This window comes from Butyrivibrio hungatei (assembly GCF_900101605.1).
GTDB classification, from domain to species: Bacteria; Bacillota; Clostridia; order Lachnospirales; family Lachnospiraceae; genus Butyrivibrio; species Butyrivibrio hungatei_B.
Genome location: NZ_FMUR01000021.1, coordinates 1 through 22,405 on the forward strand (window position 1 = coordinate 1; position 22,405 = coordinate 22,405).

17 protein-coding genes are annotated in these 22,405 nt (G+C 40.0%); 11 read left to right on the plus strand and 6 right to left on the minus strand.

Features of this window, described 5'->3' with window-relative positions; genetic code table 11:
• The coding region (locus BLP87_RS14240; RefSeq protein WP_143002152.1) for a transposase at window positions 1–188 on the minus strand (188 nt) is incomplete at its 3' end.
• Window positions 189–274: 86 nt separating this feature from the next.
• On the opposite strand from BLP87_RS14240, the gene BLP87_RS14245 reads away from it, so the two are divergent.
• The 6 genes from BLP87_RS14245 (at window position 275) to BLP87_RS14270 (ending at window position 5,910) form a co-directional block, all read left to right on the plus strand.
• A complete protein-coding gene (locus BLP87_RS14245; protein WP_083334636.1) occupies window positions 275–877 on the plus strand; it encodes an ATP-binding cassette domain-containing protein in 603 nt (200 codons plus the stop codon).
• A 155-nt stretch (window positions 878–1,032) separates the two neighbouring features.
• Window positions 1,033–1,392: a hypothetical protein gene (locus tag BLP87_RS14250; protein ID WP_074463268.1), complete on the plus strand. Its 360-nt coding sequence runs from the start codon at window positions 1,033–1,035 to the stop codon at window positions 1,390–1,392.
• A gap of 160 nt (window positions 1,393–1,552) precedes the next feature.
• Complete coding sequence (locus tag BLP87_RS14255) at window positions 1,553–2,188, plus strand: hypothetical protein (protein ID WP_074463269.1); 636 nt, start codon at window positions 1,553–1,555, stop codon at window positions 2,186–2,188.
• Window positions 2,189–2,349: 161 nt separating this feature from the next.
• Window positions 2,350–2,826 carry a hypothetical protein gene (locus tag BLP87_RS14260; RefSeq protein WP_074463270.1) on the plus strand — a complete coding sequence of 159 codons (477 nt, stop codon included), beginning with the start codon at window positions 2,350–2,352 and terminating at the stop codon, window positions 2,824–2,826.
• Between the two features lie 14 nt (window positions 2,827–2,840).
• Window positions 2,841–3,971 carry an HlyD family secretion protein gene (locus BLP87_RS14265; protein ID WP_074463271.1) on the plus strand — a complete coding sequence of 377 codons (1,131 nt, stop codon included), beginning with the start codon at window positions 2,841–2,843 and terminating at the stop codon, window positions 3,969–3,971.
• A gap of 1 nt (window position 3,972) precedes the next feature.
• A complete protein-coding gene (locus BLP87_RS14270) occupies window positions 3,973–5,910 on the plus strand; it encodes an Ig-like domain-containing protein (protein ID WP_083334637.1) in 1,938 nt (645 codons plus the stop codon).
• Between the two features lie 143 nt (window positions 5,911–6,053).
• On the opposite strand, the gene BLP87_RS14275 is transcribed toward BLP87_RS14270, so the two are convergent.
• From BLP87_RS14275 to BLP87_RS14295, 5 genes are all read right to left on the minus strand, one after another.
• On the minus strand, window positions 6,054–8,684 hold the full coding sequence (locus BLP87_RS14275; RefSeq protein WP_074463273.1) for an ABC transporter permease: 2,631 nt from the start codon (window positions 8,682–8,684) through the stop codon (window positions 6,054–6,056).
• The gene (locus BLP87_RS14280; protein WP_074463274.1) at window positions 8,663–9,361 is read right to left on the minus strand and encodes an ABC transporter ATP-binding protein; all 699 of its coding nucleotides are present in this window, start codon (window positions 9,359–9,361) and stop codon (window positions 8,663–8,665) included. The genes BLP87_RS14275 and BLP87_RS14280 overlap by 22 nt, the downstream gene beginning before the upstream one ends.
• Before the next feature lie 37 nt (window positions 9,362–9,398).
• Window positions 9,399–10,571, minus strand: a complete 1,173-nt coding sequence (locus BLP87_RS14285; RefSeq protein ID WP_074463275.1) for a hypothetical protein — start codon at window positions 10,569–10,571, stop codon at window positions 9,399–9,401.
• A 479-nt stretch (window positions 10,572–11,050) separates the two neighbouring features.
• Window positions 11,051–11,950, minus strand: coding sequence for a sensor histidine kinase (locus tag BLP87_RS14290; protein ID WP_074463276.1), 900 nt, complete (start codon window positions 11,948–11,950; stop codon window positions 11,051–11,053).
• Window positions 11,943–12,620 (minus strand): response regulator transcription factor, encoded by a 678-nt coding sequence (locus BLP87_RS14295; RefSeq protein WP_074463277.1) that lies wholly within the window; start codon window positions 12,618–12,620, stop codon window positions 11,943–11,945. The genes BLP87_RS14290 and BLP87_RS14295 overlap by 8 nt, the downstream gene beginning before the upstream one ends.
• Before the next feature lie 518 nt (window positions 12,621–13,138).
• On the opposite strand from BLP87_RS14295, the gene BLP87_RS14300 reads away from it, so the two are divergent.
• The 5 genes from BLP87_RS14300 to BLP87_RS14320 all read left to right on the plus strand — a co-directional run bounded on the left by BLP87_RS14300 (window position 13,139) and on the right by BLP87_RS14320 (window position 22,013).
• Window positions 13,139–14,125 (plus strand): hypothetical protein, encoded by a 987-nt coding sequence (locus BLP87_RS14300; protein ID WP_074463278.1) that lies wholly within the window; start codon window positions 13,139–13,141, stop codon window positions 14,123–14,125.
• 197 nt (window positions 14,126–14,322) lie between these two features.
• Entirely contained in the window at window positions 14,323–15,588 is a 1,266-nt protein-coding gene (locus tag BLP87_RS14305) for an O-antigen ligase family protein (protein ID WP_074463279.1), read from the plus strand.
• Between the two features lie 91 nt (window positions 15,589–15,679).
• On the plus strand, window positions 15,680–16,948 hold the full coding sequence (locus tag BLP87_RS14310) for a 6-phosphofructokinase (RefSeq protein ID WP_074463280.1): 1,269 nt from the start codon (window positions 15,680–15,682) through the stop codon (window positions 16,946–16,948).
• Window positions 16,949–17,244: 296 nt separating this feature from the next.
• Complete coding sequence (locus BLP87_RS14315) at window positions 17,245–19,563, plus strand: hypothetical protein (RefSeq protein WP_074463281.1); 2,319 nt, start codon at window positions 17,245–17,247, stop codon at window positions 19,561–19,563.
• 143 nt (window positions 19,564–19,706) lie between these two features.
• Window positions 19,707–22,013: a glycogen/starch/alpha-glucan phosphorylase gene (locus tag BLP87_RS14320; RefSeq protein ID WP_083334638.1), complete on the plus strand. Its 2,307-nt coding sequence runs from the start codon at window positions 19,707–19,709 to the stop codon at window positions 22,011–22,013.
• Window positions 22,014–22,405 lie beyond the last annotated feature (392 nt).

The following is a 22,405-nucleotide window of genomic DNA, read 5'->3' on the forward strand; positions in this document are numbered from 1 at the left end:
TTACCTGATCCTCTGGTAGGGATATCACCATCATTATCTTTGAACTGGGTTTCCCACCTTGCTAAGGTACTGGTACCTATTCCGAGATTCTTAGCACATTCAACCTGTGTGAGATCAGGATGTTCCTTGCGATAGTTGACAGCATCCAACTTGAACTGCTTTGTGTGTTGTTTGTTTTTTCTTGGCATAATGAGTTCCTCCTCTTGTATTATATGCTATTTAAAGGATTAACTCATTTTAAAATGTACTAATTAGATGCTAACACTATGCCGATATAAGTGAATATTCGAATTCATCACTTAGGAAGGCTATTTCTTATGTTCCGCAGAATATAGAGCTATTCTCAAAAAGTATATATGACAATATCCGTGTCAGCAGAATGAACGCAACTCTTGAAGAGGTTAAAGAGGCTGCTAAAAAGGCGGATGCTCATGAATTCATAAAAAAACTTCCAATGCAATATCATACATATCTTGAGGAGGCGGGAAACGGACTTAGCGGAGGTGAAAAACAAAGAATTGCATTAGCAAGAGCGTTTCTTAAGGATAACAAATTTTATATCATGGATGAATCTACAAGTAACTTGGATTTTGCTACTGAAAACATTATCTTTGACATGATCTATAACAAATTTAGGAAAAAGACGATGCTTATCATAGCTCACAGACTGGCTACAGTTAAGAATTGTGACAAGATAATTGTTATGGACAAAGGCCGGATAATTGAACAGGGAAATCATGAAGAACTTTTAAAACGCAAAGGTAAATACTGGAAGCTTTGGGAGATGCAACAGGGCAACTTTACTGTAAATAGCGAAGAAAACGTTTTTGATGAAACAGATGTTAATGAGAATATAGATGAACTGGTTTACACATGATTTTTATTAGTGGGGGATATCAACATGCATTCGGTATATCTTCACAGTGGAGTGAATAGGCCTAAGTTATGCTGCGTGTGTGTTCTGATATATAACAGGTAAATTCAGTCGCGAATGAATAAGCCAAAAAGAGAGAAAATTGGAGGATAAATAGAATGAAAAAAAGTTTATGTGCAACGATTGATATGCCGATCAGCTATTACATGATGGATGAGGAGGAAATGACATATACCAACGGAGGAATAAACATTGGTATGTCAACTGCGTATCTTGATAAGAATATTTGCAATGAGCAGGCTAAGGGCCTCATCAGAACATATGGATGGAAAGACGTATCAGCTCTTCAGCTTGCAAAAGAAATATATGGTCATGCAATTGTGTATTATAAGTTTTCATTGTTGGAAAAAATTCCAGGATTGAATACAGAAGTTTATCAACATGCAGCAGATGGCGTAGACGTGAAAAACCAAGTTGACGAACATCAGTGGCTTTGGGATATCATTTGGAACTTTTGAAAATAATAGTTGATTTATGCAATTATTATGTTGAATGCCTTTTGATTGTAAATAATTGCTAGTGGAATAATTGGTAAGTTGAATTGATAAAATATCAATTCAACTTACCGGTATAATATTATATGAAATATTTTTAGATGATGAAATTGGAGGATTATTGATGACTAATAAGAATACTACTAAAGAAAATAAAAAGATAAGAACTGTAATTATTTGTATAATTGTAATTCTTGTATTTTTAGGGTGTGCTTATGTCGGTATTATTGCGTTTATTTCTTATAAACAGAGAAGTACGGTTATGATTTCTAAAGATGTTTCAGAGTATGAATTATATAAGAGTGGTCCGAATGCAATGGAACATTTTAAAGATAATCTTAATGAAGGAATCTGGCCTGATAAAATTGATAGCTCTTATAATGTAAAAAATTATTTTATGATGTATTATTGTCCGTTTGATCCTAATTATTTAGGGTGGCTGAATATAGAGTTTACTGATGAGGATTATAAAAACGAAGTTGAGAGATTAACGTTAATTTCCTCAGATGATTATATAGGTGTATATAATGCAGAAGGGTTTAATGATTACAAAGTGCTTGCAATAAAAGCCGATAATAATGGGTTTGTATATGCCATTTCAAAAGAGGCTAACAATATTATATATGTAGAAGTAGAGTTCCCAGGATATGCTATAGACATTGATTACGATAAATATATACCTCTTGAATATTTACCCAATAATGTGCAAATCAAAAAGGGTAATCCCACACAAAAGAAATATATGGAAAGTTATGAATAAAAATGAGAAAGTATTTTGCTTACCGCTTATACTTTTGGAATTATGGATAAACTCATTGAAGCTTTTGGTGGAGCTATATTTAGTTTGTTGTTCCTAGGTGGAATACTTCTGGTTCTATCGTTATCAAAAATGATTTGAATGAAAGTAGGAATTAAGCAAGTATGAGATCTATAAGAGTAGAAGAAAACAAAACGCTAAGATTACAAAATGTCCTTTCTTGTAAAATGAATCTTTCAAAGATAAATACAGGAACTTTTGATAATGAGATCAACAAGATGAATGTTTTTATCTCTACACACGGTGCAAAACAGATTGGTCCTTTAATCCAGTATTCAAATGTAGAGATGAATCAGAATGGAGAGGCTGATATTAACTTGCAGTTTATGCTTCAGAGTGACAATTTTATAAATAATGTACAGTCGCCTTACAGGATGGATTCAATGCTTCGAGTAAAGAATTGTCTTTTTGCCAGATATACAGGTAAAGAGAATACGCTTAAGTTTGCCTATGATAAGCTCGGAGTGTATGCTTTTGAAAATGAAATTGAATTAGAAGGCGGAAGTTATACTGTATTTGTAAACAGAGATGACGAAGTGATTAGCGCGGATATTTTTATGCCGACAAAGACAGAAGAATAAGGCTTGATATTCATATGAAAAATAAAATAAAAACAATTGATGAACTCAGAGATTCACGGATAATGTATGATAAAGAGCCACCGGCCTTTGGTTATGCAATTGTTATTTTAGTTGCTTTTATTTGCTTAGCTGCGTTGGTGTGGAGTGTTCGAACCCCAAAGACATATGTGATACAGGCTTCCGGTACAGTAACAAGTGAAAAGTCTAATTATGTCATGTGCACATATACCGGAGAGATAACAGATTGTAGATTGTCAGAGGGTATGCTGGTAAAGGATGGCGATGAGCTGTTTAAGGTAAAAAGTACCGATTACAATATTCAAGCGCAGCAGCTTAAACTAAGTAAAGAGTCGTACCAAGAGAGTATAGAGAAAAATCAGCTGCTTGTAAAATCCATAAAGGATGATACAAATTATTTTAGCGACAGTAATCCGGATGATGTTCTTTTTTACAGTGCGTTTGAGTCGTATAAGTCACAGGTAAAGCAAAATACAATGGATACAAGTGTTTATGACAAATATGATTACTCGGATGAGCAGATTGAAGCGGAACTTGAAAAGAATGAAGGTAAGATTTCTCAGATTTACTATGATGCGATTTCATCTGCGGAAAAAACGATTGCCGAGGCAAAGCAACATATAGAAGCGATAGATGCACAGATTTCAGCGATAGGTTCCGGACAAAGCGAGTATACCATTAAAGCAAATGCAACAGGAAGAATACATTTGCTTGCAGATTACAAAGATGGGATGGTCGTACAAACAACACAAACGGTTGCAAGCATTACACCTGCAAATACTTCAAGTATTTTGGAGGCATTTGTATCTACATCGGATATGGCAAGAATGCATGTAGGCGATGAAGTGCAGATTGTGATTGACGGTCTGGCTCAAAATGTATATGGAACAATAGGTGGGGCAGTTAAGCAAATTGATAGCAACGTTTCCGGTAAGGAAGGAAAAGACGGCAGTGTAAACCAGGTGTTTAAGGTTCTTGTCGAAATGGATAGTGATTATGTAGTCAGCAGAAACGGTGATAAAGTGGATGTTGTCAATGGAATGACCGGGATGTGCAGGATTACCTATGATAAAGTTACATATTTTAATTATGCTTTAGAAAAATTAGGGGTGAAGACAAGAAAATAAGATGAAGAGACAACTTTGTAAGCATTGTATGGCTATTGTAGTGACAGGCTTTTTTCTTAGTAATTTTTTTGATGTTGGTACACCATTAGTTTATGCAGTAGAAGAACCGGAGTTGATAAAAGAGAAAGAGGATAATTTACAAAATGATGGAGTGAGGAATGAGATAGAAGAGTCAACAGGCGATGTTGAGAAAGTGTCAGAACCTGCAAGTGAATATCCGGAACAAAAAGATGTTTTTACAGAGAAAAAGAAGCAAGAAGTTGTAATAAAAGCGGAGAAAGAAAACCAGAGTGAAGAAAAGAAAGCAGAGGAACAAGCGGAAAAAGTAGTTAAGGAAGATGAATCTCAAGCTCAGGTTAAAGTAACAGAAATTGATCTTGGAAATTATAACAATCAGATGTATGTTGGTGAGAAGCAGCTTCTTATGGTTGGTATACTTCCGCTTAGTGCATCAGATAAGACAGTTACTTATAGTTCCGATAACCAATCGGTTGCTTCTGTAAACGGATTTGGCAGGATAACTGCTATTTCAGCCGGAACAGCGACAATTACGGCAACCTGTGGAGATATAAGCGGTTCATTTCAACTGACGGTAAAGAATGTTGAAAAAGAAGAGGTTTCTGAAGTAGAAGTAAATGAGATTGATCTTGGTGAATATAAAACAGAAATGATTGAAGGCGAAAAGCAGTTATTATCTGTTAGTATTATGCCTGTGGGTGCAATGGGAAGAAAAATAACTTATAGCTCAGGTGATCAATCGGTTGCTTCTGTAAACGGATTTGGTAGGATTCATGCTTTATCTGAAGGTGTTACGACTATTACGGTAAAATGCGGGGGAAAAGAAAATTCTTTTCAACTGACAGTAAAGAAGAAAAAGTCTGTTACCATTGAAATTTCGGATTACGAAGAAAAACTAAAAGTAGGCGATGTGATGAGGATATCAGCCAGAGTTTATCCGGTAGACACAGTTGGGGCAGAGCTCGAATATAAATCTTCCGACGAGACAATCGCAACCGTTAATTCATCGGGAGAAGTAAAGGGTATTTCAAAAGGAAAAGTAACTATTGCAGTGTCTGCATGTGGGATTACAGAAAATGTAAAACTTGATGTTGTAGTTGCTACAAAGAAGATTGAGCTAAGCAAAGACTATTTTATTTTTAGGCCCGGGCAGAGTGACAGGATAAGCGCAACAGTTTTTCCTTCTGATGCTTCACAGGAATTGACCTTTAAGTCCCTTGATCCATCGATTGTAAGTGTGTCTGATGACGGAAGTATTAAGGCAAATAAGGTAGGAAATACCTCGGTGATAGTATCTAACGGAGATGTTTCAATTTCTGCAACTGTTATTGTCAATACATCGGGCAAGCAGGCCACTGAGGAAAACGAAATTGATTCAGAATTTGCTGGTAGCAAAGCTTTTGGAGATATAAGATACAGTAAGATTTTGAAACAAGCTGAATGTAAAAGGATAAGCAGTGAACTTCTTCGATATATTTATGAAAATAGTAAAAGCATAAGTGTTCTTGGAGATGGATATACAATACATGTTGACGGCGATAAAATCCTTAATTATGAAAATGAATTACTAACAGGTATCAACTTGACTACCAACAAGTATGGTGACTGCGAGTTTGTGATTAACGATGGGAAAAATCTCTGTGGCGAAATATCTATTTCTTTTGATTCGGAGACAGTACGTAAGCTTTGCATAAAAGATAAAAAACTATTTTTGTATAACGAAGCGAAGCACACATACGAAAGAATACAGTTTGATACGCTTGAAAACATATCTATCACAAAAGCAGGTAAATATATGTTTTCTGATGGAAAGATAAGAACAAAGAATAATTATTTGGCTATGGGATTTGGTGGAACAAGCTTTATTCTTGTTTTATTGGGAATTTATGTTGGAGTAAAGAAGCAATATTGGTTTTGGTAAATAATATATTGGTAGCGTAATTTAAGGCACTTTTTGAGACATTTGATAGTGAATCTTTAGATTTCGTCTTGGTAAAAGAAAAAACATAATCAAAGAGCCGGTCAAAATGAATAAGTATTTTGATCGGCCCTTTTTAAATTGCTTTATGCGTCCGCCAGTCGCAGTCTTTCAATTATCGTTTCCCTCATTGCGCGTTTGTACACGATGTAAGGGATGAGGATCATGACAAGTATCAGGAACGGAAGGACAACGACGATCGGAAGGAGTGTGAACTTATAGGAAAAGAAAAACAGGTCGCTCTCCAGGGGCTTTATCATCAGTAAAGAGATGATGCTGCTTAGTATTGCGCCAAAGAGTAGTGATAGAGTGCCGTAGATCACGCCTTCGATGCATAAACTCTTTTTCTGAATGCTCTTGGTCATTCCGACTGCTTCGAGCATGGCAAGTTCAAGCCTTCTTGAGATCACGGAAGTGACGATGGTGTTTATGAAGTTAAGGATTCCTATAAGCGCAAGGATTGTTGTTAGAAGTCCGCCGACCATCTTGAACATTTCCGTCATGGATGAAAACTCTTTTCTAAATACAGATCTTGATGTATAGGTGAGCGATGGCTCAACGTTCCTTGTATAATCCGCAAGCCAACTCTCTATTGCTGGTTCGGCATCGTCTGTTGCATCTATCAAAGTTCTCATGGGAGCTCTTTCTCCAAAGAAATCATGGAATTCATCCGTAGGTAGAACGTAATTTACGTCCATATCGGTATAAGCTTGAATTCTTACGGCGAAAGGAATGTCTATTGTCGCCATTACCTCATATTCTCTGATGTCACCGTTTGCATTGTTTACGGCAATTGTTTCACCCGGGAGAAAATAGCTTACGAAATTACTCTCATTACCATCGTAATCATATTCGTTTACCAAAATATATTTGCCTGTCTTAAATTTCTCGGCATCAAAATTTCCGTGAAGTATCTTAAGAGTGCTTAATGCATAATCGTCCATTCCATATATGTTGGCTATAGTATAAGTGTCATCGTTTGTTTGCTCTCCGGACTCATCATAATATAAAGCGGAAAGATGCCGTGCAGAATTTTCATATGCTTTTTCATTATCAAGCAGTCTTTCTTTGAAACGTGCATAATCACGGTCATTTAAGTCCTGGATGGAAGGTTCTGCATAAACGTTTCCAAGCTCCGAAATGCCTGCAAGTTTTTTTACCTCATCAAGGAAAGATTGTGTAATTCCGTCATAGACGTGATTTGAAACAGCACGGTTATCAGTAGTTGCATCGGCAACAGAAAAATCGGTCATTAAAAAATTGGCTATATATTTATTCTCATCAAATCCTATCAGCAGGGTGTACACGGTGCAGAGCACAGTCATTGAAAGAGCCAGAGAGAGCACCACGAAAAAGCATTTTTTCTTTTCTTTAAATACATTTCTGAATGCAAAGTTTGTAGCTGTAAAGGTGGCCGATTGCTTGCGACGCTTCCCGCGGAAACTGTTATTTTCCGCGTAGTGAACCGCTTCTATGGGAGATACTCCCGAAGCCAGCTTTGTTGCTTTTCTGACAGAGATACGAACGGTCACATAGGAAAAAAGTGCGGAGAATAAAAGGATCCATATATTTATAACGGCTTTGGAATCTATAGATTCAGAAAGGGCCATTTCATCCATAAACATCGGAAGCAGGAGACTTCCGGCAATTATTCCGCCTGCGATTCCTATGATGATTCCGGGAATTGAATGATATAAAGCCTGCCTGTTTACGATTCTTTTAAGCTGCTTACTGCTTGTTCCGACTGTTTTTAAAAGTCCGTAGGAGCGGATGTCAGTGTAAACATTGATGCGGTAGATGTTGTTTATTATTAGGTATCCTGACAGGAATATGGTAAACAGCATCAGTACTACAAATGCGATGGTGCCGAAATCCGCAGATGAACCGACACTTCCCCAGTTAATACCATACTGTGTATCTTCGGGCAGCCCGTTTCTTTTGATTGATTTTTCAATCTGGTATTTGAAAAAGAGAGGGAAGAAGAAATCCACTTCTGCATTGATCCTTCCGTAGCCCCCATCAAGGTTCACGGATGTGTCATTATCATAGTAGGATGATGTGGGAGTAGGAGAGAACTTCTCCTGAAACTCTTTTGATACCAGGATCATTTGTGCTGCGGAAACTTGATCTCCCGTGTGTATTCCGACTATGACGAAGTCTATGGTCTGTTCTTTGTCTTTGCCTGAGAGCTTGAGAGAAAGATTCTTTCCCAAGAGGCTCTCATAGTCTTCTTTGGAATCGGCTTTTATGCCAAATGCCTGCAAGATCAGGCTGCTTACGGATATTTCGTTTTCCTTTTCAGGCAGTCTTCCTACCTCAGGGTAGCAGAAGTCTTTTTTCGCACTTGCTTCGTCGTGGTAATCCACTTGTGCAAATATTTTACTAAGCTCGTCATTTACTGCGGTTCCCACATGTATTGATCCGGTTACGTTTTTGAGACTTTTGTCGGAAACAAGGCGGTTGTATTCTTCTTCGTTGAGATACTTTACGCCTGCGTTACATGACGTGCCAATCTGTCTGTTGGTATCATCTTGGAATTTGGCGATAAGGCTTCCGCTTATGGTGAAAAGAGCTGAAAACATAAATGTACACAGCGCGATGGAAAGAACTACCACAAGGCTCTTTCCGGGATTTGCCATTACGGTTTTTGCGGCGATACTTCGGATCACTTTTTTGTTATTGACCATAGGTCCGTTTATGCGTTTTTCTTTTGCCATGTCAGCACCTCTTTATTTGCGATAAGTCCGTCTTCAATCCTGATGATTCTGTCCGCTGTCTGCGCGATTTCTTCGTTGTGTGTGATAACGATGATAGTCTGTGCAAAGCGCTCGCCCATAACCTTTAGAAGCCCCATAACGTCCTGACTTGTCTTGGAGTCGAGGTTACCTGTGGGTTCATCTGCCAAGATCACTTGCGGCGCGGATGAGAGTGCCCTTGCGATTGCAACACGTTGCTGCTGGCCGCCGGAAAGTTGATTGGGATAGGAATCTCTTTTGCCCGAAAGTCCGAGTGTATCGATGATGGTGTCAACGAACCCCTTGTCAGGCGTGTTTCCGTCGAGTTCTATGGGAAGCACGATGTTCTCGTAGACTGATAGAACAGGGACGAGGTTAAAAGACTGGAAGACAAAGCCGATCTTTCTTCTTCTGAAAATTGTGAGTTCTTCATCTTTTAATGTAAAAATGTCTTTTCCGTCAATCGAGACTGTTCCCGAAGTCGGGCGATCCAGGCCTCCGAGCATGTGCAAAAGAGTGGATTTGCCGCTTCCCGATGTTCCGACAATCGCGATGAATTCTCCTTTATCGACTGAGAGGTTTACGCCCTTTAAGGCTTCAACCGCCGTATCGCCGGTTCCGTAGGTTTTCTTTAAGTCTGTAACGCGTAGGATTTCCATTTTTTTCTCCTTATATGTGATCTTGTAGCAAAATATTTTAATGCTCATTGTGGGTTATTTTTTTGTTTGTGTAGATAAAATATCCGCTTGCAATCAGGGCGGTTGATAGCACTATGTACAGGATTGGAGCAAATTGCAGCGCCGTAAGGTAATGACCGCTTCGCCCGATCAGCCTGTATTCGCACAGCGCCGATTCTGAAGTCATGTATATAGGCGAGAGCAGGCATAAGAGCTGTGAAAACGTTCGCCGACTGTAAGGGATGCGATTCGAGCTTATGTTTATTATAAGAAAGCTTCCGAATACTCCGCTCATTACCGCTACAGGATTTTTAAGGATTTCCGATAAAAAACATGTGACTGCGGTCAGTAGTATGCAGGTTGCCGTGGTCATAACAAGCTGTGCGCGGATAAATTGCCCTATCGTCATAGAATACGCAGTAAGGGGCATAAAGAGCTGTATAGGGATATTCCATGTATCTTTTCCCCATAGAAAAAAGCTTGTAAGTACTGTGACAGCCTCTATAACGATATTTAGGAAAAGAGTGCAGATAAAGGCGGCTGTGACTTTAGCAAGGTATGTGTCACCCCAGCCGCCGACAGTGCATTTGATTAGCGGATCCGTTTTATCTTTTATCTCTCCTGCAAAGATCTGACTAAGTAGCAGAGTAGTCATAAAGAGCAATATGAGCGGGAGGGAGATTAAAGTGGAAATAAGGCCGTTTATTTCTTCGGTGCAATGCCAGATGATTGGCTTGATTAAATTTTCTTCCTGTGTTTGCCAGTATTCTTTTTCATTTTCTGTAAGCTTCATCGAGTTCATTGATTCGCTGACGGAGCTGTCTCTTGTTTGATAAATGGATTCGGAATTGTAGTCTGTGAGCTTGGAATTGTCATCGGCAATTTGCTTTAGCCAGTGCGAAAGATTCATGTAAATACAATTTGAATAATCCCAGCATTCAAACGGCATTCCAAGTTTATATGCAGCTTCCGCGGTCTCAGCTATCAGCGCATCGTCGATGGGGCGTCCGTCGATTGAGCGCTGCAGATCACGGGTTTCGATATCAAAATCATCAAGTTGATTTGCCTGGATTTTTCCTTGAATAACGGAATATGCCGTAATGAAAATAAATAGGATAAGTGTGGTGCGAGCGGTCAGGATTTTTTTCATCTCGTAAAAAAGAATTGTGTCAAATTGCCTGTTTCTCCCCATTGTATGTGGCCTCCCTTTATAATGTAGTGCTGCTGTTATCAAGTAATAAACCTGTGACAGCAGTAACTTATAATAAATGATTATTACATAAAAATCTTTCCGGAATCTTTCTGATGGAGGGGAGATTCTTACAGTTTTGACATAATCAATAAAGACTTTCCTGTCTGTTTTCAGCAGATGAGATTTTTGGACAGGGAAAATAGCGGGTTTATCCCTGTCTGTTTTCAGCAGATGAGATTTTTGGACAGGGAAAATAGCAGTCTTTACCCTGTCTGTTTTCGGCAGATGGGACTTTTAGACAGAGAAAATAGCAGTCTTTACCCTGTCTATATTTCGCGGATTGCGTTTTTCGATAGGGATATTATCATGAAGTGAAGAATATTTTTATACAATTCCTCCGGTAAATATTGTGTTTTCAGATGAAGTAACAGACGGTATTTCGGCGACACAGGGCAGCGGATGATTGTTTATTTAGATTATTACCGAGGCAGGAATACTGAGAATGTCGATCCTTCGCCTGGAGTGGAGGACAGCTTAATGTAGCCGCCTTCGCCGGAAATAATCTCACGTGCGAGGTGGAGTCCGATTCCTACGCCTTCTTTTTGCTTAACTTCAGTTCCACGGTAGAAGCGCTTGAATATTTTTGGATGTTCTTCTTCGGAAATGCCGATGCCGGTGTCTTTGATATCTACGCGGACGAACATCTCGTAGGGAGTGACGCTTATTTTGATGCTGCCGTTATCTGTGTATTTTATGGCGTTGTCAACGATATTGGCGAGGGCTTCGTGTGTCCATTTTCCGTCGATAGCTGCGCTTGCGGAAGTTTCTGAAAGTTCCAGTTTCAGATTCTTGGCTGCGGCTTTTTCTTTAAACTGATGAAGAATTTCGTTAAGCATAGGTGCCAGAGGTGTCTCTTGCGGTTCCAATGCAAGTATTCCGTTTTCAAGTCTTGAAAGTTTGACGAGACTGTCTATGAGGAATCTCAGCTTCTCGGCCTGTGCATGTATTGCTTCGGCATTTGTGCGATCAACGCCGGATAGTTCGCTGTTTTCCAAGAGCTCGCTGTATAATATGAGATTTGAGATAGGAGTCTTGGTCTGATGAGAGATATCTGAGATTAGTGACTTTATCTTGTCACGCTCATTTTCTATGTTTTTTGCGGAGATAGAAGAGGAACTTAAAAAAGCTGCAAGCTCCGATTCAAGCTTGGAGAGCCTTCCTTCATCGAAGGTTTCTGCGGGGAATTCACCGTTCATTGCCATATGAAGCATTTTTTCTATAGAATCAAGTATTCTCTTGGAGCGAAGCCTTTCGGTGACTGCGATAATGCAGGCTGCGAGAATCAAGAAGATACCGATTATAAGAATTATATTATCCATTCTGTTTCACCCAACTGTAGCCGATTCCGTATATTGTTTTGATCTTATCCTGAGCAGAGAGCTTGTCTCTGAGCCTTTTTATCGTGACGGAGAGAGCGTTTTCATCGACATATTCTGCATCTACTGTCCAGAGTCTGTCTATCAGAGTATCTCTTTTGACAGTCATGCCGGCGTTGTCGGTGAGGATTCGAAGGAGTTTCTGTTCTGTCTTTGAAAGCTCTACAGGTTGATTGTTGCATGAAAAGAGCATGTTCTTATAATCAAAGTCATAAGGGGCTTCGGTAAATTTTTCGGTGTTTATTCCGGTGTGTGCCTTGCGAAGCTGCGTATTAACTCTTGCGCGAAGTACGGCAAGAGAGAATGGCTTTGTTATGTAATCGTCTGCGCCCTGTTCAAGGCCTGACACAATGTCTTTGTCCGTGTCATTTGCGGTAAGCATGATAACAGGGATGTCCGGAGTATTTTTTTTGATCTCTTTTAACAAATCTAGTCCGTTTCCGTCAGGGAGATTTATATCAAGAATTGCGAGAGTGACCATGCCGAGAGCCAGCTGTTCTTTTGCTTCGCTGATGCATTCGCAGGAAACAAGCTGTCTGTCGGAATCCTTAAGTGCCTGGCATAGACCGCTGTTGAGCGTTATATCATCTTCAACTATCAGAATCTGTTCCAAAAATGTGTTCTCCTTATGATGTATAAGTTGTCGTGGCAATGCGCCTGATAGGCGGAGTTGTCATCTGCAATTTGATAAATTATTTCACTTCGCAATTGATCAAAAGTCAGCAAGACACAACACTAGATTAGCACATGTCTGTGGGCATTTCCATGTTGTTTACTAAGGAGAAGCGCTATTCGCTAAAGTAGTGTTCTAAGTTGTAAGGGGATGAGATATACTATGTCGCAAATCACGTGGATAACAAGGTTGTTGGCAACGCTGTTGCAATATGCCTGATCATAGCATCGCTTGGATATGAGATATTAAAAAGAAAGAATGTGAATAAACGCGAAAACTGACATATAATAAACTTTTTATAAACACAATATAAATTTTAAAAGCTTCATATAAATTCATTATAAAGACTCTTTCTGAATAATTGAAAAATATTTTTTCGAGAATTAATATCTTGAATATAGGCATTTCTATTTTGACTTTTTGCTTATTATTTTTCTTAAATGAAGGAGGAATGTACAATGGATTTTAAGAAGCTTTTAAAGTATGTTTTTGTTGCAGGTCTTATGGGTGCAATCATTGCTGCACCGGCTACTGAGGCTATCGCCGCAGTTTCGGCAGAAGAAAAGACGGATGAAGAACGTGCTGAGGAGGCAAGACAGAAGAAGGTCCAGGCTGAAGTTGAGAATATGATAAAAGAGGCAACGGCTCCCGTAAATAAGACTGTTGCAGGCGTTAAGTCAGCGGTTGACGGTTATTATTTTGCAAAGAAAGTTCAGGGCGTGGCACTTACACCTTCTGTTCCGGGAACAGGATCTTTTGTAAAGGTTGCTGATACCGATGCGACAAAGAGCACTGCGGCTGTTGCGGTTGCAAGTAATGTTGCGTCTTCATTTAGCGGAACGGTTGGCCCTTGTATAAATGTTTATTACGGAAAGATGACCGGAGGTAAGTTTACAAGCAGTACCGAAGGAACAGCAGGCACGATCAGTATCGGAATTCCTGCAAGCTTCCAGACGGCAGGCATGGATTATTCCATCGTTGCAGTTTATGCGGGCGGAGCATATAAGATATTCAATAATATCAGTACCAATGCAAGTGTAGTTACTGCCAATGTCGATCAGGCAACATCTTCAAATGTAATGTATGCGGTGGTAAAGAGCCCTGCGGGAACCGCACCTGTACCGGTTGCTGACGAAGCTTCAGACAATACGGCAAACAATAAGACAGACAGAACAGCAAATAATGCTTCAGATAAGGATAAAAAGAAATCTGACAGTGCTTCTGCAAGTGCATCGACAGGTGCATCAGACGAGATTTCGGAGAAGGCATCAGACAGCGCTTCTACAGATTCATCAAGCGATACAGTAAGCAAAACTTCGAACAAGACTTCAAACAAAACTTCCGATACAGCATCTGACAGCGCATCGACAGGAGCATCTGATAAGACTTCAAACAAGACATCAGAGAAGGCATCTGACAGTGCATCAACCGAATCATCAAGATAATTTGAGCTTGGATAGTAACAGATGCGCAAATTTTTATTATTCGTGGTTTATATACTGTTGAACGTTAACAAATGGTTGTAAAGCGCGGATAGTTGTGTAATATTATATACTAGCTAAAATGTTAGGTCTCGCCTCAAAACATGAAGCGGGACCTATTCCTTTTTATGGTGGGGAAATATGAGTAATTGGGGTTGATTATGAAAAAATATAAGAACTACGTCGCACTTTTTTACGTGCTCTCGGTGTTTTTTGTAATACCGATCTACAATAAGGGTACCTACGAAAATATCAGCGTACATAAGACAGATGCTTATTTATTTTTGTGTGGTATTACACTTGTTCTTTATGTCATTACATCTGTAATAGATGATCTGCAAAAGATAAATGATAAAAGTTTGCGAAAGAGGACTTTTTCTAAGGTTGATGTTGCGATGGCCATCTTTGGAGGAGTGGTCCTGCTATCAACATTGCTGTCGGATTCTATAAAAGAATCTGTCTACGGTGTACCCGGATTTGGCATGGGCGCACTTACCATAATCCTCATGATATTGTCATTTTTCTTTATTTCCAGATACTATTTTTACAACACATGGGCAGTGCATGTTATCGTGGCTTCATCTGTGCTTCCGACAATCCTTGCGATCTTGAACAGATTGGGCTTCGATCCTCTTTCCATGTTTTCAAGCGGAAATGAAGCGCAGAACAGCCTGTACGTTTCGACATTTGGAAACTATGGCTGGTACAGTGAGTATATGGCTGTGATCGTTCCCATATCGGTATACATGCTTTTTATGACAAAAGACAAGCTGGAGAGAGTGCTTTACGGTGCACATGTCGCACTAGTTCTTTTTGCGATCATCGCATGCGGAACCACAATGATGCTGGTATCTGCTCTTATAGCTGTTCTGTTTGCGTTTAAAAGAAAATTTTTGCCCGATCAAAAGATTGTTGATGAAAAAGTCGCTCCCTGGATAGTGGCCGGTGTGATACTTGTTTATCTGGTATGCGTGCTCTTTATCAGCAGAAACGGAGACCTTGCAAACGGAAGAGGATATATATGGAAGCTTTCTTTTGACCTGTACGGAAGTCTTCCGCTTAATAAGAAGATTATAGGTGTGGGTCCCAACAGATACATGTATGCGCTTAACGATTATCTTGCAGCCAAGCCTGAAGCCGCAGCTGAATTTGCTTCGCGCTTTAACGGACTTGCGCTTACTTCTGCGCACAGTGAGTATCTCGATTATCTGATCTGCACGGGATTTCACGGGCTTATGGCTTATCTATATATGATCTTCCGCGTTGTGGAGCGTTTTTTACAGACGGGACTGGGTAAAAAAGATAGAGAAATAGCTTTCATAGCCGCTGTTTCATACATGGCATATTCATTTGCCAATTTTTCAATGGTGTGCGCGACACCTATGTTCTTTATTTTGCTTGGAATGGTAGCTAAAGAAAGGCGATAAAAAGTCAAGACTTGTTCTTTTTGTGGTTTTATGGCTATCATTTATGATATAGGCGTCAAAAGTCGAAAATAAATATAGTTGGGAGGGAACCATGAATAACGTCATAATCGGCCAGTCCGGAGGCCCTACGGCAGCGATCAACGCTTCTGTTGCAGGGGCTTACGTAAGGGCAAAAGAACTTGGAGCACAAAAAGTTTTTGGAATGTTACACGGTATCGAGGGACTCGTAAACGGCAACATCATCGATCTGGACATATATCTGTCGGATCCGACCAATGTTGAGCTTCTTAAGAGAACTCCGGCTTCCGTACTTGGCACATGCAGATACAAGTTATCGGATGCTTCAAAAGACGATACGGATTACAAGAAGATCTTTGATGTTCTTGAAAAGAACAATATCGATAAATTGTTCTATGTCGGTGGAAATGATTCAATGGACACTATAATGCAGTTGTCGGATTATGCCAAGGATCATGGCAAGCCCCAATGTTTTATAGGTATACCAAAGACAATAGATAACGATCTTCCCGTTACGGACCATTGTCCGGGATTTGGATCGGCAGCCAAGTATATCGCAACAAGTGTAAAAGAGCTTATTCGAGACAACCAGGCAGCAGATACGAGAAATCCCGCTACCGTGATCGTTGAGATAATGGGAAGAAATGCAGGATGGCTTGCAGCTTCGGCAGCTCTTTCAAAAGCGGATGACTGTACGGGACCGGATGCGATATATCTTCCAGAAAAACCTTTTGATATGGATGCTTTTATGAAGCATATGAAAGAACTTTCGGATAAAAAGAAACCGATCCTTATCGCGATATCTGAAGGAATCAAGCTTGCTGACGGAACTTATGTATGTGAGCTTGGAGGAGATGTTGCAACGGATGCTTTCGGTCACAAGCAGATGAGTGCGGCATGTAAGGTGCTTGCAGACAAGCTTTCTTCGGAACTTGGACTCAGAACAAGAACGGTCGAGCTCAGCACGCTCCAGAGAGCGGCATCGCATATGGCATCGCTTACGGATGTGAGAGAAGCTTATCAGTGCGGTTTTGAAGCGGTTAACGCAGCAAATGCGGGTGAGACCGGCAAGATGATAATAATGAAGAGAATGATGTATCAGCTCGGCGGAAATGAAAACAACTGGAGCAGCGAATGTCCGTATATGTGTTCTTACGGAACATACGATATTCATTCGATAGCAAATTACGAGAAGATGGTTCCGGATGAATGGATCACTTCCGACGGATGCGGCCTTACGGAGCAGTTTGAGAAATATGCCCGTCCGCTTATCTTCGGAGAAGTAACGCCTATTATGGCGGGAGGTCTTCCGAGACATCTGGTTATAAAAGAAGCTTTATAATATAGAAAAAATTGGATATTGAGGGCCGCAAAAGCCCATAAAACAAGACATTAACGTTTTAACATTGATTTCTATGGCAGTTCATGTTAGAATGTTAATGTTTTGTTGTTGTACTATTAATATCCGTGTAATATGCTGGTATGGGGAAGATTTTACACAAAATGTTTCTAATAATGAATACGCGATAAGCAAGAATTTATAGAAAATTTACTGTAAAATCTAACAGAAATAAATGATAATATATTTAAACGGGGTAAAATATCGTTTGATATATGACGCTCGAAAGGAGACGAGACATGGACGGCATGAGAAATAAGGACTATTTGAACGAACAGGATATGTCAACGGTTTTTGTTGACGGCCTTCTCGCAAACATGGACGATGAAGATGATTTTGAACCCGAGACGTTTTCATCATCACAGAAAGATTCAGAAATAAATAATAATAAAGATGCTTCCAAAGGAGGAACTCAAATGAAAGCAGACAGAGTAGAGAACCGCTCGGAGGGGGCAGAAATAGTAAATATAAGTAAAGCAATGCCAAATATGTCAGGTGGTGATTATATGAGAAATTCGTCTTTAAAAAATTCGAACACGAAATTAGATGCACCAGTAGAAGATGTCAACTTATCAGATATCGATGCCATGATGGCTGCAATAAAAGCAGAAATGCCTGAAAATGTATTTGATATTCCTATAGATAGCAAAGAAGTAGAAGTTGAAGAAGAGAGTAAGCCCGGAGAGATTCCCGATTATATAGGCGAGTTCCTTGCAAAAGAAAAAGAGATGGCCGCTCAGAATGCGCCTAAGGAAGAAAAGCCCAAGGATACGGTTAAGTTCTCCGATGAAATAAATAATTCCGGAAGGGATAATGTTAAGAGTGAGAGGTCTGACATAGAAGTTAAGCCTCCTGTTCAGCATGTGGAAGAGCCTGCGTTTGACGAAGATATAGAAGAAGATTTCGATTTTGATGAAAATCCCAGCTATGATGATGAGATTAAGATCGAAGAGTTCGACAGAACTGCAGCTAAACCTTCAGAGCCAAGAGTAGGCAGAAGATTTGATGATGAAATCAGAGTGGAAGAGTTTGACAGAACATCTTCCGAGAAATCATCGGGAGTAAGAATCGACAGAAGATTTGACGATCAGATAAAGATGGAAGAATTCGGAAAGGCATCAGATCCTTCCGCTACAAGAATTGACAGAAGATTTGATGATGAGATAAAGGTAGAAGAATTCGATTATACGGTTAAGCCTTCACCGGCAAGACCTGACAGAGTATATGAAGATGCCATAAAAGCTGAAGAGTCTGATTATACGGTTAAGCCTTTCGCAGAGAAGAAGACTGAGAAATTCAGTGATGCGATCAAGAACGACGATTTTGGCTTTGGTGCCAAGACTTCAGATCCGGGCGCCGGAAGAAGATTCAGCGATGAGATTAAGATGGATGACACAGATCGTGAACCCAGAGCTTATACAACCCGTGCAAGAGCAAACATGGATGCAATGAGAGCTGAGGGAGATGATCTTGCATTTAATTCAGATTATCCGATCAAGGTTTCTGCGGCACATACAGATTCATTGGGCATGGATACAATGGGATCGGAGATGCGTAGCGATTCATTTGAGTCTCTTTCCGTAAGCAGCGATTCGGACGGAAGAGATGCATTCAGATCAGACAGACGCGAGGACAGATTTAGTTCTGACAGACGTGAAGGCAGATTTGGTGCGGATAGACGTGAAGATAGACTCGGCTCAGACAGACGTGAGGACAGATTTGGTTCAGACAGACGTGAAGATAGATTCGGATCAGACAGACGCGAGGACAGACTCGGATCAGACAGACGTGAGGATAGATTCGGATCAGACAGACGTGAAGATAAGTTTAGCTCCGACAGACGTGAGGATAAATTCGCTTCAGACAGATTGGGTGCAGACATTCGCGATGATGCATTTAAGTCTGAGAATCGCAGAGATGCGTTTGAGTCTCTTTCTGTAAGCAGTGAGCCTGTAGACAGAGAGGCAGATAAGGTCAGAAAGTTCAGCGATACATATAAGGCTTCACCTGAGAAGACCGATACATTGGATATGGATGCAATGATCTCGGCAGCAGCTGAAGAAGACAGACTTGCATTTGATGATGTTCCTCCTGTATTTAAAGAGGAAAAGAGCATAAAGAGCGAACCTGTGGCTAAGCCTGTAATTGCTCCGGTAGTCAAGACTCCCGAAGAGAAGCTTGATTCTGCGCTTACTGCAGAGGTTGAAGCTCTTTCAACTCCTTCTGAAGAGGAAGAAAACTCATCGGTTATCATGAGCATTGACGATGCGATTGACGGAATAACAAAGGATATGCAGAACTTCCTTGACAGCGAAGATTATGATTATACATATGTATGGTCCGGCTCTAAGGAGACGATCATAATGAAGACTGCACAGGGAAAAGCTGTTGCTCTTGTTTATGAAGATGAGGAGTTTGCATCATTTGAAGACAATTATACAAGGGACAACAGAACGGGCTATATCGCCATCGTGAACTCTTTTGTTAAAGAGACCATCAAGGGCGGAAGCGGTATCAAGATCAAGAGACACAAAGGAACAAAGGCTATTGATCGCTGATATTAATATGAATATATAAACTTATATGAAGGCTATCGGTACTTTTAGCGCCGGTAGCCTTTTTGGATTTATAGAGTTAAGATATAAAAGTAAGGTTTTATAAAAAGTGGTGTCGTAATACGGATGAATAAGGAGATAATAATATGTCAAAGCATACCAATATGCAACGAGATGTACTGATTCTTAATCTTGAAGAGCAGCTTGAAGGAATTGCAAAAGATCAGTTTGGAAAGGTGTTAAAAGACTGCACAGATCGTGAAGCTTATTATGTGCTTTTGGAAATGACGAGCCGTTTGATGGATGTTACGGAACTTAATAATGGTGAGAAAAAAATATACTACATCTCTATGGAGTTTTTGATTGGAAAACTTCTTTCCAATAATCTTATTAATCTTCGTGTCTATGACAGGATAAAAGATATATTGGCAAAAAACGGCAAAGATCTTGCCAAGATCGAAGAGTATGAGCCTGAGCCGTCTCTGGGAAACGGCGGTCTCGGAAGGCTTGCCGCATGTTTCCTTGATTCTATAGCAACACTCGGACTTGCCGGTGAGGGAATCGGACTTAACTATCATTTTGGACTTTTTAAGCAGGTGTTTAAGGATAATCTCCAGGTTGAAGAGAAGAATGACTGGATAGAGAAAAACAGTTGGCTTGAGAAGACAGATACGACTTTTGATATTTATTTTGGCAGAAAGAAAGTAGTGTCGCGCCTTTACAACATGAATATCGTCGGATACAGATCCGGTGTCAACAAGCTCAGATTGTTTGATATAGAGTCGATAGATGAAAAGCTTGTAAAAGAGGGAATTAATTTCGATAAGACAAAGACTAAGAATAATCTCACTCTTTTCCTGTATCCCGATGACTCGGATGTGGCCGGAAATCTCCTTAGGATATATCAAGAGTATTTCCTTGTATCGAATGCAGCGCATTTAATCTTAAGAGAGCAGAAAGAGCGTCAGTACGACCTTCACGAGCTTCATAACCACGCTGTCATTCAGATCAACGATACGCATCCAACAATGATAATTCCTGAGCTTATCAGGATACTTGTTGAGGAGAAGGCGTTTAATATTGATGAGGCGATAAGCGTGGTGAGCAAGACCTGTGCATATACAAATCATACCATTCTTGCGGAAGCGCTTGAAACATGGCCTCTTGAGTATCTTGAGAAAGTGGTTCCGCAGCTTGTTCCTTACATCAAAGAACTTGATAAGAGAGTAAGAGCTAAGTACAAGAGCTCTAAAGTTCAGATCATTGATAAAGAAAAGAAAGTCCATATGGCTTTTATCGACATCCACTATGGATTTTCGGTAAACGGCGTTGCGGCAATACATACCGAGATACTTAAAAACAGCGAACTTAAAGATTTTTACAAGATCTATCCCGATAAATTTAATAACAAGACAAACGGAATAACTTTCAGAAGATGGCTCTTTTCATGTAACAGCCCTCTGACAGATTTTATCTCTGACGTTGTCGGAGACGGCTTTAAAAAAGATGCCACAAAGCTTGAGAAACTCCTTGAATACAAGGATGACAGGATAACTCTCGAAAAACTTGATGAGATAAAAATGCTCAAGAAAAAAGAGCTTGCGGAATATATCAAGGAGCATGAAAATATCGAGATCGATCCCGAATCAATCTATGATATTCAGGTAAAGCGGCTGCATGAGTACAAAAGGCAGCAGATGAATGCTCTTTATATAATTCACAAGTATCTTGAGATAAAGGGTGGAAAAAAGCCTACGAGACCGATCACATTTATATTCGGTGCAAAGGCTGCTCCTGCTTATGTTATTGCAAAAGACATCATTCATCTCATTCTTGTTTTGCAGGAAATAATAAACAACGACAAAGACGTGAACAAGTACATAAAAGTTGTTATGGCTCAGAATTACAATGTGTCATATGCCGAGAAGCTTATTCCTGCCTGTGATGTATCCGAGCAGATATCGCTTGCTTCAAAAGAGGCATCAGGAACGGGTAACATGAAATTTATGCTTAACGGAGCCGTTACACTTGGAACGGACGACGGTGCAAATGTCGAGATTCACGAGCTTGTCGGAGACGATAACATATTTATCTTTGGTGCGAGCGCCGACGAAGTTATCAAGCATTATAAAAAAGCCGATTATGTATCCAAAGATTATTACACAAAGAGTCCCGTGATAAAAGAAGCTGTTGATTTTATTATCAGCAAGAAGTGTCTTAAAGTGGGACACAAAGAAAATCTTGAGAGGCTCTACAACGAACTTCTTAATAAAGACTGGTTTATGACTCTTCTCGATCTTGAAAGCTATATCAAGAAAAAAGATGAGATATTCGAAGCGTACGAAGACAGAGACAGATGGAGACAGATGATGCTCGTAAATATAGCAAAAGCAGGCTTCTTCTCATCCGACCGAACAATAGAAGAGTACAACAGGGACATCTGGAAATGCTGATGCACAAAGCGCCCAACCTCCCCACACCCAACAGGGGGCGGGGTTGCAGTCTTTTTGCTGCGGCATCTCAAAACATTATATTGGCCGTGGGATTGGATAAACATATGCTGCGCTTCATAAACTCACAGATGCACCAAGAAATCTCCATATGTCCATGCAGATGATTTTTATAGCCTCGTCTGTTTTTCAAAAGGTCAAAAATCACTTTCCTGCATGCGGAGAAAAATGTCTGAAGCAGGACGCATCTATGTATTATCCGGTCATGGTCATTGTCCGCAAAGCGGACTTTTACAACAAATATAAAGCACGAATTTCCGAACTCAACGAGCTCGGAAATCGTGCTTTTATTTGTTTTAGGCGCTACGCGCCGTATGACCATGACCTATTTAGCT